This window comes from Shinella agrisoli, from assembly GCF_046557955.1.
GTDB lineage: Bacteria > Pseudomonadota > Alphaproteobacteria > Rhizobiales > Rhizobiaceae > Shinella.
The window spans coordinates 139,519-155,987 of record NZ_JBJIEP010000009.1; the positions used below are offsets into that span (position 1 = coordinate 139,519).

16 protein-coding genes, 2 pseudogenes and 1 riboswitch are annotated in these 16,469 nt (G+C 67.6%); of the genes and pseudogenes, 13 read left to right on the forward strand and 5 right to left on the reverse strand.

Going from position 1 to position 16,469, the window contains the following annotated elements:
- Positions 1–45 precede the first annotated feature (45 nt).
- Positions 46–1,246, forward strand: a pseudogene (locus ACIIOY_RS11900) (NAD(P)-dependent oxidoreductase); the annotation flags it as partial.
- Positions 1,247–1,529: 283 nt separating this feature from the next.
- Entirely contained in the window at positions 1,530–1,907 is a 378-nt protein-coding gene (locus ACIIOY_RS11905; RefSeq protein ID WP_411034885.1) for a hypothetical protein, read from the forward strand.
- Between the two features lie 23 nt (positions 1,908–1,930).
- Here the strand turns inward: ACIIOY_RS11905 and ACIIOY_RS11910 are convergent, their stop codons facing one another.
- From ACIIOY_RS11910 to ACIIOY_RS11925, 4 genes are read right to left on the reverse strand one after another with little or no spacing between them, the layout of a single operon-like run.
- Positions 1,931–3,049 carry a DmpA family aminopeptidase gene (locus ACIIOY_RS11910; protein WP_411034886.1) on the reverse strand — a complete coding sequence of 373 codons (1,119 nt, stop codon included), beginning with the start codon at positions 3,047–3,049 and terminating at the stop codon, positions 1,931–1,933.
- Between the two features lie 2 nt (positions 3,050–3,051).
- Positions 3,052–3,882, reverse strand: a complete 831-nt coding sequence (locus ACIIOY_RS11915) for an ABC transporter permease (protein ID WP_411034887.1) — start codon at positions 3,880–3,882, stop codon at positions 3,052–3,054.
- Positions 3,883–3,893: 11 nt separating this feature from the next.
- Entirely contained in the window at positions 3,894–4,796 is a 903-nt protein-coding gene (locus ACIIOY_RS11920) for an ABC transporter permease (RefSeq protein WP_411034888.1), read from the reverse strand.
- 1 nt (position 4,797) lies between these two features.
- On the reverse strand, positions 4,798–5,880 hold the full coding sequence (locus tag ACIIOY_RS11925; protein WP_411034889.1) for an ABC transporter ATP-binding protein: 1,083 nt from the start codon (positions 5,878–5,880) through the stop codon (positions 4,798–4,800).
- Between the two features lie 163 nt (positions 5,881–6,043).
- Here ACIIOY_RS11925 and ACIIOY_RS11930 point away from each other — a divergent pair, with 163 nt between their 5' ends.
- The 7 genes and pseudogenes from ACIIOY_RS11930 (at position 6,044) to ACIIOY_RS11960 (ending at position 12,534) form a co-directional block, all read left to right on the forward strand.
- Positions 6,044–7,114 carry a polyamine ABC transporter substrate-binding protein gene (locus ACIIOY_RS11930; RefSeq protein WP_411034890.1) on the forward strand — a complete coding sequence of 357 codons (1,071 nt, stop codon included), beginning with the start codon at positions 6,044–6,046 and terminating at the stop codon, positions 7,112–7,114.
- Positions 7,115–7,167: 53 nt separating this feature from the next.
- Positions 7,168–8,022: a MurR/RpiR family transcriptional regulator gene (locus tag ACIIOY_RS11935; RefSeq protein ID WP_411034891.1), complete on the forward strand. Its 855-nt coding sequence runs from the start codon at positions 7,168–7,170 to the stop codon at positions 8,020–8,022.
- 34 nt (positions 8,023–8,056) lie between these two features.
- A riboswitch (cobalamin riboswitch) is annotated at positions 8,057–8,286 on the forward strand.
- Between the two features lie 154 nt (positions 8,287–8,440).
- Positions 8,441–9,484, forward strand: coding sequence for an ABC transporter substrate-binding protein (locus ACIIOY_RS11940; RefSeq protein ID WP_411034892.1), 1,044 nt, complete (start codon positions 8,441–8,443; stop codon positions 9,482–9,484).
- Positions 9,481–10,509 carry a FecCD family ABC transporter permease gene (locus ACIIOY_RS11945; protein WP_411034893.1) on the forward strand — a complete coding sequence of 343 codons (1,029 nt, stop codon included), beginning with the start codon at positions 9,481–9,483 and terminating at the stop codon, positions 10,507–10,509. Before ACIIOY_RS11940 ends, ACIIOY_RS11945 begins: the two co-directional genes overlap by 4 nt.
- Positions 10,506–11,309 (forward strand): ABC transporter ATP-binding protein, encoded by an 804-nt coding sequence (locus ACIIOY_RS11950; RefSeq protein ID WP_411034894.1) that lies wholly within the window; start codon positions 10,506–10,508, stop codon positions 11,307–11,309. Before ACIIOY_RS11945 ends, ACIIOY_RS11950 begins: the two co-directional genes overlap by 4 nt.
- Positions 11,306–11,758: a pseudoazurin gene (locus ACIIOY_RS11955; protein WP_411034895.1), complete on the forward strand. Its 453-nt coding sequence runs from the start codon at positions 11,306–11,308 to the stop codon at positions 11,756–11,758. The genes ACIIOY_RS11950 and ACIIOY_RS11955 overlap by 4 nt, the downstream gene beginning before the upstream one ends.
- Positions 11,758–12,534: pseudogene (locus ACIIOY_RS11960) on the forward strand (class I SAM-dependent methyltransferase). Before ACIIOY_RS11955 ends, ACIIOY_RS11960 begins: the two are co-directional and overlap by 1 nt.
- Here the strand turns inward: ACIIOY_RS11960 and phnF are convergent.
- Complete coding sequence (gene phnF, locus ACIIOY_RS11965) at positions 12,512–13,264, reverse strand: phosphonate metabolism transcriptional regulator PhnF (RefSeq protein ID WP_411034896.1); 753 nt, start codon at positions 13,262–13,264, stop codon at positions 12,512–12,514. The pseudogene ACIIOY_RS11960 and the gene phnF overlap by 23 nt on opposite strands.
- Positions 13,265–13,370: 106 nt before the next feature.
- Between phnF and phnG the strand changes: the two genes are divergently transcribed.
- From phnG to ACIIOY_RS11985, 4 genes are read left to right on the forward strand one after another with little or no spacing between them, the layout of a single operon-like run.
- The gene (phnG, locus tag ACIIOY_RS11970) at positions 13,371–13,850 is read left to right on the forward strand and encodes a phosphonate C-P lyase system protein PhnG (protein WP_411034897.1); all 480 of its coding nucleotides are present in this window, start codon (positions 13,371–13,373) and stop codon (positions 13,848–13,850) included.
- A gap of 2 nt (positions 13,851–13,852) precedes the next feature.
- The gene (phnH, locus tag ACIIOY_RS11975; protein ID WP_411034898.1) at positions 13,853–14,458 is read left to right on the forward strand and encodes a phosphonate C-P lyase system protein PhnH; all 606 of its coding nucleotides are present in this window, start codon (positions 13,853–13,855) and stop codon (positions 14,456–14,458) included.
- 3 nt (positions 14,459–14,461) lie between these two features.
- Positions 14,462–15,562 (forward strand): carbon-phosphorus lyase complex subunit, encoded by a 1,101-nt coding sequence (locus tag ACIIOY_RS11980; protein WP_411034899.1) that lies wholly within the window; start codon positions 14,462–14,464, stop codon positions 15,560–15,562.
- Positions 15,559–16,443, forward strand: coding sequence for an alpha-D-ribose 1-methylphosphonate 5-phosphate C-P-lyase PhnJ (locus tag ACIIOY_RS11985; protein ID WP_411034900.1), 885 nt, complete (start codon positions 15,559–15,561; stop codon positions 16,441–16,443). The genes ACIIOY_RS11980 and ACIIOY_RS11985 overlap by 4 nt, the downstream gene beginning before the upstream one ends.
- Positions 16,444–16,469 lie beyond the last annotated feature (26 nt).

Here is a 16,469-nt window from a genome sequence, read left to right on the forward strand (position 1 = left end):
GCGGGGAGGGGCATCATGCAGGATCAACAAGCGGCTTTGCAGGATGCGGCGCGGCTGGACGATCCCAAGCGCGCCTACAGGGTCCTCGTCGCCGACCTCGTCGGCCTGCGCTTCGACGCGGACGGCCGGCCCGATCCGGGCGAGGTCCGCGCGCATGTCGAGGCGCGGGGCTGCACGTTCCATGACGGCCCCTACGAGCGCGAGGCGCTTCCGCCCGGCATCCATTTCTTCTACCAGCCCGATCTCAGCGCCGAGGTCGAGATCATCGCACAGACGGCGGACGGCCGGTACGATGCGCTGGTCGCCGCGGCGACCTTCATTCCCAAGCAGGCCATCTTCCCGCTCGGCGGCGTGCGCATCGGCTCCGGCACCGGCAACATGGGCTCGGCCTCCTGGGGCGGCGGCAATGGCGAGGGCGGCGCCGCGCCGCTGATGAACACGCCCGGCATCAACAGCCGCGCGACGGCGCAGATGGTCATGAAGGCGGTGCTGAAGGTGACGCCCGATCTGCCGGTCGACCTCCTGCACCAGCGCGTCGTGGCCGGCGATTTCGATACCGGCCGGGACCTCAAGTCCTATCCGACCACCAAGCTCGAAAGCCGCCGCATGGCGGTGCTCGGCTACGGCAATATCGGCCGCGAGGTGGCAAAGCTCGCGCGCGCTTTCGGCATGCAGGTCACGGTCTATGCCCGCCCGAAGCATCGGCAATGGATCGAGGCGGAGGGATTCGCCCATGCCGCGACGCCGGCGGAGGCCGCCAGCGGCGCCGACGTGCTCTCCGTCCATGTCGGCCTCGGCCGGCTGGACGAGGCGACGCGTGTCTACGCCAATGCGGGCCTTGTCGGCGAGGCGGTGCTGTCGGCGATGAACCGGGGCGCGGTCGTCGTGAACTACGACCGCGGCGAGGTGGTGGATACGGCCGCGCTCGACCGGGCGCTCGCCTCCGGGCAGGTCCGCCATGCCGCGATCGATGCCGATCTCTTCAAGAGCGCGGCGAGCGGCGTGCTCAGCGGGCCGATGCTGCCCTACCTGAAACTTGCCGAGCGCCATCCGGGCAGGCTCGAACTTTTGCCCCATGCCGCGGCCGATACGGACCACCCCTCCCGCGTCGCGGGCGCCTGCCAGGCCGTCGACCAGATCATCGACGCGATCCGCTATCGCCGGGTCACCAACCTCAAGGGAGACCTGCCGGAGGGCTATGCCGATGCCGGCGCGAAGGTGCCGCCCGGCATCGGCCGCGTCACGACGGCGGCGCTGGCGGCGGCCGCGGCCGATCCGCGCTTTGCCGAGCTGCACGACATCTCCCGCGAGATCGCCGACACGCTCGAAGCCATCGTGGAGGCGGTGGAAGAGGGTATGAGGCACCAGCCGGCGGACGGCGACGTTGCCGCGCTCACCCATCTTCTGCTGCGCCAGCGCCGGCTTATCGAAGCCCTGGGACTGGACGGGCCGGCGGACGCCTGAGGACGCGGGAACTTTCGTCGGCACCGCAAGTTCCCTTCCTGACACGATATTCAGGGAGTGCAGCCATGACCCACCAGCAGGACGAACGCGGCGACCCGCTCACGCGCACTCACGATCCCGTCCGAAAGGAATATGCGGCGCGGGAAAGCAGGCAGGGTGGCCTCGGCCGGCCGGTGCTGAAGGTGCTCGGCATCAGCCTCGCCCTTGCCTTTCTCGTCTGGGGCGCGGTGGAAATATGGGGCGAGCGGGTCGATCCCTCCGCGCCGGACGATACGTCGCAGACCTCCTCGACCTCGAATGATGCCGGAACGCCGGCACAGGACACGATCGACGACACCGCTCCCGACGGCGGGCAAACGGTACCGACGGATCGCGATCCCACCCAGCAGTCCGGCACCGGGGGCGACAGCCAGCGCGTGACGCCGGACGGCACGGCGAACTGACGGATGCGGACTGCCGGCGCTGATCAGCCGTGCCGTCCGTACCGCCGCATGACGGCCATCAGTTCATCATGCCGGATGGCCTCGACGCGGAGACGGTCATGGGGCGTTCCGCCCGAATCCTCCGCCGCCAGCATGGCATTGACGACCGCCTCCTCCACGCTTTCCACCGCAGCCAGATAGACCGGGTCGAGATGCTCGTCGTTGACGATCTCGAGGCTTAGCCTTATCGGTGCGCGGTGCGCCATGGGCTGCGGGTTGGCGGTCGAGAAGGCGAGGAAGATGTCGCCGGAATTGTTGCCGCCGGGCGTGCCGTTGCGGCCGATGCCGATCGCCGCGCGGCGGGCGAGGCGCGTGAGCTGGTGCGGCGCCATCGGCAGGTCCGTGGCGATGACGACGATGACCGAGCCGCGTTCCTTGAGCTGGCTTTGCGGCGTGTTGTCCGTAAGGTGCCTGCCGACGGGAACGCCGCAGATCGTCAGCCAGTCGCGCTGGCCGTGATTGGCCTGGACGAGCGTGCCGATCGTGTAGTCCTCTTCGCCGAGGGTAACGAGCCGGGAGGACGTGCCGGTGCCGCCCTTGAAGCCGTAGGCGATCATGCCGGTGCCGCCTCCGCAATTGCCTTCCGCGACCGGGCCGCGCGAGAGGCTGTCGAGCGCCGCGCGCACGTCCGTTTCCGTCACCGGCAGGCCGTTGATGTCGTTGAGCACGCCGTCATAGGTCTCGGCGATCACCGGCATCAGCCAGAGAAAATCGCCGGCCTCGTAGGTCGAGGCGTAGCGCTCCAGCATCCAGCGGATCGTCGTATGGTGGGTGATGCCGACGCCGTGCGTGTTGGTGATCATCACCGGGCCGAGAAAGGTGCCGCCGTCCTCGATCCAGTGTGTGCCGGTCATCTCGCCGTTGCCGTTGAAGCGGTGCACGCCGGCGTAGACCGGCACGGGGGACTCGCTGCCCGAATGCGGCAGGATGGCGGTGACGCCGGTGCGTACCGGCAGCTTCCGGCCCGGCCGGGGCGTCTCCTCGCGGATGGTGCGCAAGCCGACGGCGATGCCCTCCACATCGGTGATGGCGTTGAAGGGGCCGGTGCGGCCGGTGAACGGCAGGCCGAGGTCGCGGGCGCGAGGCTTGATCGTCTGGTTCATGGTCATTTCTGCCGGGAGCGAAGGTAGAGGCCGAGCGAGGCGACGACGAAGGAGAAGGTCAGCATCATCACGGCGATGGCGTTGATCTCCGGCTTGATGCCGCGGCGGAGCATGGCGAAGATGAACATCGGCAGGGTCGTCACGTCGACGCCGGCGATGAAGTAGGTGATCACCAGATCGTCCATCGAGATGATGAAGGCGAGCAGCGCGCCGCCGACGATGCCGGGCAGGAGCTGGGGGAAGACCACCTTGCGGAAGGTCGTCCACTCGTTCGCGCCGAGATCGGCCGAGGCGTGCTCCAGCGTGCGGTCCATGCCGGCGAGCCGGGCGGAGACGACGATGAAGACGTAGGAGATGAGGAAGGTGCACTGGCCGATAATGATCGTCTTCAGGCCGAGGTTGACGCCTGCGTTGACGAAGAAGATCAGCAGCGCGATGCCGAGCACGATGTCCGGCATCAGCATCGGCATGAACATGACGACGCGGTAGAATCGTCTTCCGAAGAAGTCGAAGCGGTAGAGCGCGATGGCGATCGCCGTGCCGAGCACGGTGGCGATGGTCGTCGTCGAGGCGGCGATCATCAGGCTGTTCCAGACGGCCCGCACGAGCTGGTCGGTCGATTCGATATAGAGCGCGTTTTCGGAAACCGCCGTCTTGAAGCCGAGGACCTGGGCGTACCATTCGGTAGTGAAGCCCGTCCAGGTCATCATGTTGATCGGGTTGGAATTGAACGAATACACCGCAATCAGCGCCAGCGGGATGTAGATGAAGGCGAAGAAGAGGGCGGTGTAGGCGACGAGGCTGCCGCGGGCGAGGGAGGCAAGGATCTTCACGACGCCCTCCCTCAGCGCCCGGTCGCGGCGTCGATGCCGCGCCGGCCGGAAACGATCACATAGACGAAGAGCATCACGAGCATCACGCCCATCACCATCATGGCGAGCGCCGAGCCGAAGGGCCAGTTACGCGCGGCGAGGAACTGCTGCTCGATGAGGTTGCCGAGCATCATCACCTTGGCGCCGCCGAGGATCGCCGGCACGACGAAGTTGCCGAGCGCCGGGATGAAGACGATGAGCGCGCCGCCGGCGATGCCGGGCGCCGTCAGCGGCAGGATAATGCGCAGGAACGTGCGGACCGGCCCGGCGCCGAGATCGAGCGAGGCGCGCACCAGCGTCCAGTCGAGCTTTTCGACGCTCGCATAGACCGGCATGAACATGAAAGGAATGAAGACGTAGACCATGCCGACGATGATCGCGCCGTCCGTATAGATGAGTTCGAGCGGCCGGGCGACGACGCCGGTGTTCAGCAGCACCGCATTGACGAGGCCGGTCTGGCGCAGGATCAGCACCCAGATGAAGAGGCGCACGATAAGGCTGGTGAAGAAGGGCAGCGTGATGAGGAAAAGGCAGAAATTCTTCCAGCGCTCGGAGAGCCGGCTGATGCAGAAGGCGGCCGGATAGCAGACGAGGAGCGTGGCGGCCACCGTCAGCGCGGCGATCTTCAGCGAGCGCAGGAAAATCGCGATGTAGACCGGGTCGAAATCCTCGAACATCGGATCGGCGAAGCCGAGGATGCGGCCGTAATTGTGCGGGTACCAGGTCCATTCCACGCCGCCGTAGAGGCCTGGCGCGAGAAAACTCGTCACGATCATGATGGCGAGCGGGCCGAGGAAGAAGACGGCGAGGAACAGCGTGACCGGCCCGAGCAGGACGGCAAGCTGGATGCGGCGGAGGGACGCGATGGACGACATGTCAGGCGGCCTCCGCGGGGATGAGGTGGACCGCCGCCGGATCGTAGGCGAGGCGCGCGCGGCGCGACCGCTCTATCTCGCCGACGAGGCTGCGCCGCGCGGCCGGGATTTCCGCGATGACGCGCCGGCCCGCCGCGGTGCGGCCGAAGATCTCGAAGGTGGAGCCGACGAAGACGATCTGTTCGAGCTCGACGTCGAGGCCCGGCGCATCGTCGCCAGGCCCGGCGAGGAAGAACTGCTCCGGGCGGATGAGTGCGGTCGCCGTGCCGTTCGCGCCGGCCTTCCCGTGGGCGATGGCGAGGCCGTCGCCCGTCAGGAGCCGTGTGCCGTCCGCCTGGCCCTCGAAGAGGTTGCTCGCGCCGACGAAGGTGGCGACGAAGCTGTTCTTCGGCTCGTCGTAGATGGCGCGCGGCGTATCGAGCTGCTGGATGCGCCCGCCCGAGAGAACGGCGACGCGGTCCGACATGGTGAGCGCCTCCTGCTGGTCGTGCGTGACGAAGATGAAGGAGATGCCGAGTTCGTGCTGGAGCGTCTTCAGCTCGATCTGCATGGCCTGGCGCAGGTTCTTGTCGAGGGCGGAGAGCGGCTCGTCGAGCAGCAGCAGCTTCGGGCGCGCGATGATGGCGCGGGCGAGCGCCACGCGCTGCTGCTGGCCGCCGGACAGCTGGCGCGGCTTGCGGCCCTCCATACCTTCGAGACCGACCATGCGCAAGGCGTCGGCGACCCGCCTTGCCCGCTCGGGCTTGGCGACGCCCGCCACCTCCAGCGCATAGCCGGCATTCTCGCCGACCGTCATGTGCGGGAAGAGCGCGTAGTTCTGGAAGACCGTGTTGACCGGGCGGCGGTAGGGCGGCCGGTCCGTCATGTCCTCCCCGTCGATCAGGATGCGGCCGGAATCGAGCGCGACGAAGCCGCTGATCGCCTGCAGCAGGGTGGTCTTTCCGCAGCCTGAAGGCCCCAGCAGCGTCAGGAATTCGTTGCGCCTCACCTCGAGGTCGATCGCGTCCAGCGCCGTGACCGTCTGGCCTTCGGGCGTGGCGAAGGCCTTCGCCGCCTTGTCCAGGCGGACTATGGAATCTCGCATCGTCGTTCCCCAAAATGTTATAAAAATAACGCTTGTGCGATTTAGATATATGGATACCATTTATCCATCCAAGTCAACGGCCGGCAGAAGCCGTGACGGGAAAGCCGGCGCAAAGGAAAGCGCCGGGGGCCACGACGGGCCGAACCTTCAGAGGAGACTATCGATGACGAAAACTGATCGCGCCGGCGCATCCGGCCTTCGCGCATGGGCGCGCCGCACCGCCGTTTCGCTCGCCGCCCTTCTGGCAACGGCGGGCCTGGCCGGCGCTGCCGAGCTCAACGTCTACAACTGGGGCGAATACATCAATCCGGAGGTCCTGAAGAAGTTCGAGGAGGAGACCGCGATCAAGGTCAACCTCTCGACCTATTCGTCCAACGAGGAAATGCTGGCCAAGATCCAGGGCGGCGCCACGGGCTACGACATCGTCTTCCCGTCGGTGCACATGCACGACATCATGGCCAAGCTCGACCTTCTGGAAAAGACCGACATCAACACCTACGAGGGATTCAAGAACATCGACCCGGCGTTCCTGCGCGCCAAGAGCGACCCGAAGGGCGAATATTGCCTGCCCTATGCCTGGGGCTCGGTCGGCATCTTCTACAACCGCACTGTCCTCGGCAAGGACGTCACCGGTTGGAAGGACCTCATCGAGACGGTCAAGGCGAAGGGGCTGAAGTTCACCCTGCTCGACGACATGCGCGAGGTTCTCGCCGTCGGCCTCATCCTCAACGGCCACAAGATCAACTCCACCGATCCGGCCGAACTCCAGCAGGCCGCCGACACGATCATCGCCATGAAGCCCCATGTCGCGGCCTTCACCTACGATACGCGGCCGATGGTGCAGTCGGGCGACGTCGCCGCCGGCCACTTCTTCGTCGGCGCCATGGTGGACGTCTTCGCCGACGAGAAGAACCTCGGCTACGTGATCCCCGAGGAGGGGGCGACGATGTACCAGGAGGACATCTGCGTGCTGAAGACGGCGCCGAACAAGGAAAACGCCATGAAATTCATGCAGTTCTATACGCGCCCCGAGATCGTGGCGCTCAACGTCTCGCAGCAGACCAACGGCACTGCGAACGTTCCGGCGCGGGAATTGACCCCGGAAAAGATCAAGAATAGCAAGGAGATCAACCCGCCGGCCGAGACGATGGCGCGTCTCCAGATCTTCGAGGACCTGGGGCCGGCGCTCCGCCAGCTCGACCGTGCCTGGACACGGGTCAAGACGGCGCAGTGAACGCGTGACCCCGCCCGTTTCCGGACGGGCGGGACCTTGATGGGAGAGGCGACGTGTCGAGACGCATTCTGAAGCTCGTTCAGTCCGACGACCTCCGGCGGTCCAAGTCCGACAAGCTGATCGCGCATTACATCGAGCGCAACATCGCCGAGCTTCCCTTCGAGACGGCGCGCTCCATCGCCCAACGCCTCCAGATCTCGCCCATGACCGTCGGCCGCTACCTGCGCCGCATGGGCTTCGACGGCCTCGACGAACTGAAGGGCGAGCTTAGGCGCGGCAGCTCCAACCCGGCCTGGCAGGTGAAAGGCCAGGTCGACCGGCTGGAGCAGGACCGCAAGGAGGGCAAGCTGCTCGCCGGCCTCATCCAGCAGCAGATCGACAATCTCGGCGAGATCTACGCCATCACCATCGCGCGGGAATGGCAGCAGACGATCGATGCCCTGATCGGCGCCACGGAAGTCTTTGTCGCCGCCTACCAGAACGTGCGCGGCATCGCGCAATATTTCGCCAGCCAGCTTTCCTACACGCGCCCGCGCGTCCAGTTCGTCGACGGCCTCAACGGCACCTATGCGGAACTGCTCGACGGCTCCGTCGAGGGCCGCCTGCTCTTTCTGCACGACGTGCGCCGCTTTGCCGCGAAAGCCCGGCCGCTGGCGCTGGAGGCCCGGCGTGCCGGCGTCAAGGTCGTGCTGCTCACCGACGAGTTCTGCCCCTGGGGGGTGGAAGTCTCCGACATCTGCCTCGTCGTGCCCGGCTCGCACGGTCCGCTCTGGGACGGCGCCGCGACGATGACCGCCGTCATGGACCTGCTGCTCGCCAACATCATCGTCGTCAAGGGCGAGGAGGTGAGCGAACGCGTCGATGCGCTCACCCGCCTGCAGGATGTCTTCGGGGATTTCGAGAGCTGAGCGCGCTCGCGCCTTGACGCTGCCGAGCGCGGCGGACTAAGGATGGGGCGACGGTTCCCTGAAGGATGACTCCCAGGGGATTAATAGGGAACACGGTGCGGACGACCCAACAGGGACCCATTCCGTGGCTGCCCCCGCAACTGTAGGCGGATTGCCGCCTGTCCTTGGGACGCGAAAGCGTCATGCCACTGCGGTCTCCGCGGGAAGGCAGACAGGCCGCAGACATCCGTGAGCCAGGAGACCTGCCGTCAGCGCAACCATCCAAGTCACGGGCGGGGATGCCCGGAACAGGAGACGCCATGACGATTCCGGCTGCCCATCGCGGCAGATATCCGTTCGCTTTCTCCCGACCGCACCCGATCCGCCCCTGTCGGCGCGCCGGCCAGGCCGTCCGCTTTCACATCTCCGGGAGAAACCCATGACCATTTCCGTTGCGGCCCCGCGTGCCGCATCCTTCCTGTCGCTCGTTGCCGGCGCCGCCGCCTTCGTCCTTTCTTCCGGCACCGCCGGGGCCGCCGAGACGCAATATCCGCTGACGCTGGAAAACTGCGGCCGCCAGGTCACCTTCGAGAAGGCGCCCGAGCGCGCCGTCTCGCTCGGCCAGAGCTCGACCGAAATCCTCTACCTGCTCGGCCTCGCCGACCGCATGGTCGGCACGGCCGTCTGGATCGGCCCGGTCCTCGCCGGCTACGAGGACGTGAACGCCAAGGTCGAGCGCCTTGCCGACAACGACCCGAGCTTCGAGAGCGTCGTCGCCAAGAAACCGGACCTCGTGACCGCGCAGTTCCAGTGGCATGTCGGCCCTGAGGGCATCGTCGCGACGCCGGAACAGTTCGAGGAGCTCAATATCCCGGTCTATACCTCGCCGGCCGACTGCATCGGCAAGGACAATTCCGGCGGCGGCGACGGCGTGCGCAAGACCGTCTTCACCATGGACCTGATCTACAAGGAAATCAGCGAGCTGGCGCAGATCTTCAATGTCGGGGAGCAGGGCGAGAAGGTCATCGCCGACCTCAAGGCCCGCGAGGAGGCCGCGCGCAAGAAGATCGCCTCGGCCGAGGGCAAGCTTTCGGCCGTCTTCTGGTTCTCCAGCGCCGAGCTCGACATCGATCCCTATGTCGCCGGCAAGAACGGCGCGCCGGGCTACATCATGTCGGCGCTCGGCATCAGGAACGTCATCGAGAGCGAAGAGGAATGGCCGACGGTCGGCTGGGAGACCATCGCCAAGGCCGACCCGACGATCATCGTCGCCGGCAAGATGGAGCGCCGCCGCTTCCCCGCCGACGACGTCGCCGTCAAGCACAAGTTCCTGAAGGAAGACCCGGTCGCCAGCCTCATGCCGGCCGTCAAGAACGGTCATGTCTTCGACATGGATGCCCAGGCGATGAACCCGACGATCCGCACCATCGAGGGCATCGAAGTGCTCGCCGACGCCGTCGAGAAGGCTGGCCTGGCGAAGTGACGGCCGATCATCCCATATTGCTCCGGTCGGGCGCCGCTTTCGCGGCGCTCGTGCTGCTCGTCGCCGCGCTCGGCGTCGGTGCTGCGGTGGGCGAGACGGCCATTCCGCTCGACACCGTGGCGAAGACGGTGGCGAACCGCCTCTGGCAGGCGGGGCACGCGATCGAACCGATCGACGAGGGCATCATCTGGAACTACCGGCTGAGCCGGGCGGTGGTCGCCGCCTGCTGCGGCTCGGCGCTGGCGCTCTCCGGCGTCATCCTGCAGTCGCTGCTGCGCAACGCGCTCGCCGACCCCTATATCCTCGGCATTTCCGCCGGCGCCTCGACGGGCGCGGTGGGCGTCGCGATCCTCGGCCTCGGCGCCGGCATGCTGACCTTGCCGGTCGGCGCCTTCCTCGGCGCGCTCGTCGCCTTCGGCCTCGTCAGCGCGCTCGCCGTGCGCGCGGGCCGCGGGACGGGCGCGATCATCCTTGCCGGCGTCGCCGGCTCGCAGCTCTTCAACGCGCTCACCTCCTTCATCGTCACCAAGGCGGCCAATGCCGAGCAGGCGCGGGGCATCATGTTCTGGCTGCTCGGCAACCTTTCCGGCGTGCGCTGGCCGGATGTCTGGCTGGCGCTGCCGGTCGCCTTCCTCGGCCTCCTCGTCTGCCTCTGGCATGCCCGTGCGCTCGACGCCTTCACTTTCGGCACGGAATCGGCCGCCGCGCTCGGCATCCCGGTGCGCCGCGTCTATGCCGTGCTGATCGCCGTTTCCGCGCTGATGACCGCCGTCATGGTCTCCATCGTCGGCTCGATCGGCTTCGTCGGCCTCGTCATCCCCCATGCCGCGCGCATGGTCGTCGGCGTGCGCCACGGCCTCCTGCTGCCGGCCTCGGCGCTGATCGGCGCCGTCTTTATGATCGCCGCGGACGTGCTGTCGCGCGTCATCATCCCCGGCCAGGTGCTGCCCATCGGGGTCATCACCGCGCTGTTCGGCGCGCCGGCCTTCGCGCTCATCCTCAGCCAGAGGAGATCGGCCGTATGACGCTCTCGGCAAAAGGCCTCTTCTGGTCGGCCGGCGGCACGACCATCCTCACGGACGTCTCGCTCGACGTGCGGCCGGGCGAATTTTTGGGCATCATCGGCCCGAACGGTTCCGGCAAGACGAGCCTGATGGCGCTTCTCGCCGGCATCCGCAAGCCGCAGCGCGGCGAGGTGACGCTCGACGGCAAGCCGCTTTCCGCCCACGGCCGGCAGGGGATCGCCCGGCGCATCGCCTTCGTCGAGCAGCAGGCCGAAACCACCGAGCGCATTACGGCGCGGCAGGCCGTCGAACTCGGCCGCACGCCGCATCTCGGCGCGCTGACGCCCTGGTCGCGGGCGGACGACGCCATCGTCGACCGGGCGCTGGAGGAGGTCGACATGGCGCATTTCGCCGCCCGGCTCTGGCACACCCTTTCCGGCGGCGAGCGCCAGCGGCTGCACATCGCCCGCGCGCTCGCCCAGCAGGCGCCGATCCTGCTGCTCGACGAGCCGACCAACCATCTCGACATCGGCCACCAGATCGGCCTGCTCCAGCTGGTGCGCGAGCAGGAACTGACCGTCGTCGCAGCGCTGCACGACCTCAACCACGCCGCCATGTTCTGCGACCGCATCGCCGTCATGCAGGGCGGGCGCATCGTCGCGCTCGGCACGCCGGCCAAGGTACTGGAGCCGCAGCGCCTCGCCGACGTCTTCGGCGTCACCGTGGACGTCGAGCGCGACAGCGCCGGCGGCTGCTTCGTCCGCTACCGCCGGCCCGATCCGCGCCCGGCCAGACTCAAGCTCGTCGCAGAGGCAAGATGAAAACGCGTTTCCTTCTCACAGCGGCCCTCTTCGCCGCGCTCCACCACGCCGTGCCGGCCGCCGCCGAGACCTTCCGCGTCGAGATGCGCAACCGCGGCGAAAAGGGCTCGATGGTCTTCGAGCCGGATTTCCTGGCGATCAAGCCGGGCGACAGCGTGAAATTCATCGCCACCCACAAGAGCCACAACGCCGCGAGCATCGACGGCATGGTCCCGGAGGGCTACGCCGGCTTCAAGGGCAAGATCAACGAGGAGATCGAGGTCACGTTCGATCAGCCCGGCTATTACGGCATCAAGTGCTCGCCGCATTTCGGCATGGGCATGGTGATGCTGGTGAAGGTCGGCGAGGCGGAACTGACGGACGCCATCCGCAAGGTCGAGGTCCCGGCGCGCGCCCGGCCGCGCTTCGACGACATCTTCGCGCGCATCGACGCGGGCGAGGGGAAGTGATGCAGGGCACGCTCACGAACGGCGACCTCAAGGAGGACATCCGCGACTACTGGTCGCGCCGTTCCGAGACCTTCGACCTCGCCTTCGGCCACCGCATTCCGGAAGGGCCGGAATTCGACGCCTGGGCCGCGGCGATCCGCGAGCGCTTGGGCCCCGAGCCGCGCCGCGTGCTGGAACTCGCCTGCGGCACAGGGGAGGTGACTCGCCTCCTGCTTTCCCTCGGCCATGAGGTGACGGCGCTCGACTTCTGCGAGGCGATGCTGGCGGTCGCACGCAGGAAGCATGCCGGGGCGAAGGGCCTCCGCTTCCTGCTCGCCGACGCGGAGAACCCGATGGAGCCTGACGAGAGCTATGACGCCATCGTCTGCCGCCATCTCGTCTGGACGCTGACGGCGCCGGAGCGGGCTTTCTGCGAATAGCATCGCATGCTGAAGCCCGGCGGCATTCTTCTTTTCTTCGACGGCGACTGGGCCGCGCCGACCCGGCTCGGCCGGCTGGCGAGCCGGGCCATTGCCGTCATCGACAAGCTCGTCGGCACCGACCCGCACTATGACGGCGCGATGAGCGACCGCCATGCCGGCATCATGGAACGGCTGCCCTTCGGCGAAGGGCTCACCGTCGAGCGCGTTCTCCCGCTGCTCGAAGCGGCCGGTTTCCGGGATATGACGATCGGCTCGCATGCGCCGATCGCGGCGGCGCAGCGCCGAACGGCGGACCTGCGCAACAAGCTCCGCACGTTGCTTTACCGCCGCTTTATCCTCTGCAGCCGGAAATAGCGTCGGCCTCCGGCTCCACCGTCAGCCTGACGCGGTCGGCGGCAAAGCGCGTGCGGGAGAACTGGATGGGCGTGCCGTCGAGATCGGTGTTCACCGCCGTCGCCACGAGGATGATTGCGCCGGGCGAGAGCTTGAGGTTCCGCATGTCGTCGCCCTCGGCGTGGATCGCCGAGATTTCCGTCGAGCGGCGCACGTAGTCGGGCACGCCGAGCTCGCGGAAGGAGGCGGTGATCGATCGCGTCCGGTCGAACGCCGCGGCGATGCCGCCGAAACGATCCGCCGGAAAATAGTGCGTCCCGCAGGAGATCGGGCGCTTGTCGGCGCTGTTCACCGTCTCGAGGCGCACGCAGAGGGAACCCGTCGCCAGCCCGAGCGCATCCGCGACCGCGGAGGGGGCGACCTCCGTCGCGGACCCCAGCAGCCTGCCTTCGAGGTCGCGCGCCTGGTCGCCGAGCCCCTGCGAGAAGCGGGTGCGGCGGGAGATGGGAAAGCGCAGGCGGTCGCGCCGCTCGATACGCGTGCCGATGCCCTGGATCGGCCGAACGATGCCTTCCTCCGCCAGCGCCGCCATGGCGCTGCGCACCGTGTGCCGGTTCACGCCGAATCGCCCGGCGAGCACCGTCTCCGGCGGCATCATGCCGGTCTCGTCGAAATCGCCGTTGTTGATTGCAAGGCGCAGGCGGTCCGCGATCTGCCGCCAGAGCGCCACGCCCGTTTGCCGTTCCACCATTTCCGCCCCCGCGAACACCCCTTGTCACACCCTTGTCATTCCCGCCGTTTAAGAGGAGACTTAGATGTTTAGTTGTCTAGATTAATAGACATTTGGAGACATGGCAATGACATCAGTTCGGAAATCTGCCGAAGCCGCCGCGAAAGACGCGGCCGGCGAGCGGCAGAGGGCAATGGGCCTCTTGGCGAAGGCGAGCCGGGCCGAGTTGCAGGCGGCCTTCGACGCGCTCGCCGACAAGCCGGCCGTCCAGCCCGTGCGCGGCCCGGAGACGGGCCTCGTCATGGTGCGCGGGCGCATCGGCGGCGGCGGGGCGCCGTTCAATCTCGGCGAGGCGACGGTGAGCCGCGCGAGCGTCCGCCTGGAAGACGGCACGGTCGGCCACGGCCAGGCGCTCGGCACCGATGGAGCCAAGGCGAGGCTCGCGGCGATCTTCGACGCGCTCTTCCAGCAGCCGGCCCGCAAGGGGGAGGTCGAGGCGCTGCTCGGCGCCATCGCGACGCGCGTCGCGGCGGAGGATGCGGCGAAGGCCCGCCAGACAGCCGCCACCCGCGTCGATTTCTTCACCATGGTTCGCGGAGAGGACTGACGATGCACGACACGCTCGCTTTTGCCGGCGGCTTCCTGGAGCCGGTCTTCGAAGCCCAAGCCGTCTTCCGCACGCTGATGGACTGCATGGCCCGTCCGGGGACGATCGGCCGCCTCTCCGCCGCCGTCATGCCGCCCGCTCCACTCTCGGCCGCGGCCGGCGCCGTCGCGCTGACGCTCTGCGGCCACGACACGCCCGTCTGGCTGACGCCGACGCTCGCCACATCGCCGCTGCCCGGCTGGCTCGCCTTCCATGCCGGCGCACCCGTCACCGGCGAGCGCCAGAACGCCCGCTTCGCCTTCGTGGAGAAGGGGGCGATGCTGCCCGATCCCTCTCTCTTCGCGCAGGGCACGCAGGAATATCCGGACCGTTCCACGACGCTCGTCGTGGAGATCGACGCCTTCGAGGGCGGCCGGCCGCTCATGCTGAAGGGGCCGGGCATCCGCACCGAGGAAGAGGTCGCGCCCCTTGGCCTGCCGGACATGTTCCCGCATTTCTGGGCGGAGAACCGGCAGAATTTCCCGCGCGGCGTCGACCTGATCCTCGTTGCCGGCAACGCCGTCCTCTGCCTGCCGCGCACCACCGTTCTTCGCGTGAAGGAGGCCTGAGCCATGTACGTTGCCGTCAAGGGCGGCGAAGCCGCCATCGCCAACGCCCACCGCCTTCTCGCCGACCGCCGCCGCGGCGACCGTTCGCTGCCGGCGATCCGCATCGAGCAGATCGTCGCCCAGCTCGGCCTTGCTGTCGACCGCGTGATGGCGGAGGCCTCGCTCTACGACCGGGCGCTCGCCGCCCTCGCCATAAGGCAGGCGCGGGGCGACATGATCGAGGCGATCTTCATCCTGCGCGCCTACCGCACGACGCTGCCGCGCTTCGGCTATTCGAAGCCCGTCGAGACGAGCGACATGCTGATCGAGCGCCGCGTCTCGGCGACCTACAAGGACCTGCCGGGCGGCCAGCTCCTCGGCCCCACCTTCGACTATACCCACCGCCTGCTCGACCCTTCGCTCCTGACGGACGAGGCGGTGGAGGCGCCGCCGGAGCGCGAGGCGGCCGGCGAACCGGTGATGCGCGTCTCCGACATCCTCGCCGGCGAGGGGCTCGTCGAGGACGACGGCAGCCTTCCGGACGGGCACGTGCCGGGCGATATCACTCGCGAGCCGCTGGAATTCCCCATGGCCCGGGACCTGCGCCTCCAGGCGCTCGCCCGCGGCGACGAGGGTTTTCTCCTGGCGCTCGGCTATTCCACCCAGCGCGGCTATGCCCGCACCCATCCCTTCGTCGGCGAGGTGCGCATCGGCGAGGTCGAGGTGGAACTGGACATGCCGGAGCTCGGCTTCGCCGTCCCGCTCGGCCGCATCCAGGTCACCGAGTGCCAGATGGTCAACCAGTTCAAGGGCTCGGCGAAGAACCCGCCGCAGTTCACCCGCGGCTACGGCCTCGTCTTCGGCCAGAGCGAACGCAAGGCCATGGCCATGTCGCTGGTCGACCGGGCGCTTCGTGCGGAGGAATTCGGCGAGGACATCGTCGCCTCGGCGCAGGACGAGGAATTCGTCATCTCCCATTCCGACAACGTGCAGGCGACGGGCTTCGTCGAGCACCTGAAGCTGCCGCACTACGTGGACTTCCAAGCCGAGCTCGACCTCGTACGCCGCATGCGGCGCGAATACGAGGCCGCGCAGAACAACGATCTTCCGGAGGCCGCAGAATGACGACCGCAGAGCTGGCAACGTACAACTTCGCCTATCTCGACGAACAGACGAAGCGCATGATCCGCCGCGCGATCCTGAAGGCGATCGCCATCCCCGGCTACCAGGTGCCCTTCGCCTCGCGCGAAATGCCGATGCCCTACGGTTGGGGCACCGGCGGCGTGCAGGTGACGGCGGCGATCCTCGGGCCGAAGGACGTGCTGAAAGTCATCGACCAGGGGGCGGACGACACGACCAACGCCGTCTCCATCCGCGCCTTCTTCCAGAAGGTCGCCAATGTGGCGGTGACGACGAGGACCCGCGAGGCGACGATCATCCAGACGCGCCACCGCATCCCCGAGGAGACGCTGACGGCCGGCCAGACCCTCGTCTACCAGGTGCCTATCCCCGAACCGCTCCGCTTCCTCGAACCGCGCGAGACAGAGACGCGCAAGATGCATGCGCTGGAGGAATACGGCCTCATGCACGTCAAGCTCTACGAGGACATCGCCAGGAACGGCCATATCGCCACGACCTATGCCTATCCGGTGAAGGTGGAGGGCCGCTACGTCATGGACCCCTCGCCGACGCCGAAGTTCGACAATCCGAAGATGCACATGTCCGAAGCGCTCCAGCTCTTCGGCGCCGGCCGCGAGAAGCGCATCTATGCGGTGCCGCCATACACCGAGGTGGTCAGCCTCGATTTCGAGGACCATCCCTTCACGGTCCAGACCTTCGACAAGCCCTGCGCCCTCTGCGGCGCCGAGGACGTCTACCTCGACGAGGTGGTGCTCGACGACAGGGGCGGGCGGATGTTCGTCTGCTCGGACACCGACCATTGCGAACAACGCTGCGCGAGCGGCCATCGCGGCCATCTCGCCTATGACAAGGAGGCTGCGGAATGAACCTTCGTTACGCCATGACCCGGCGC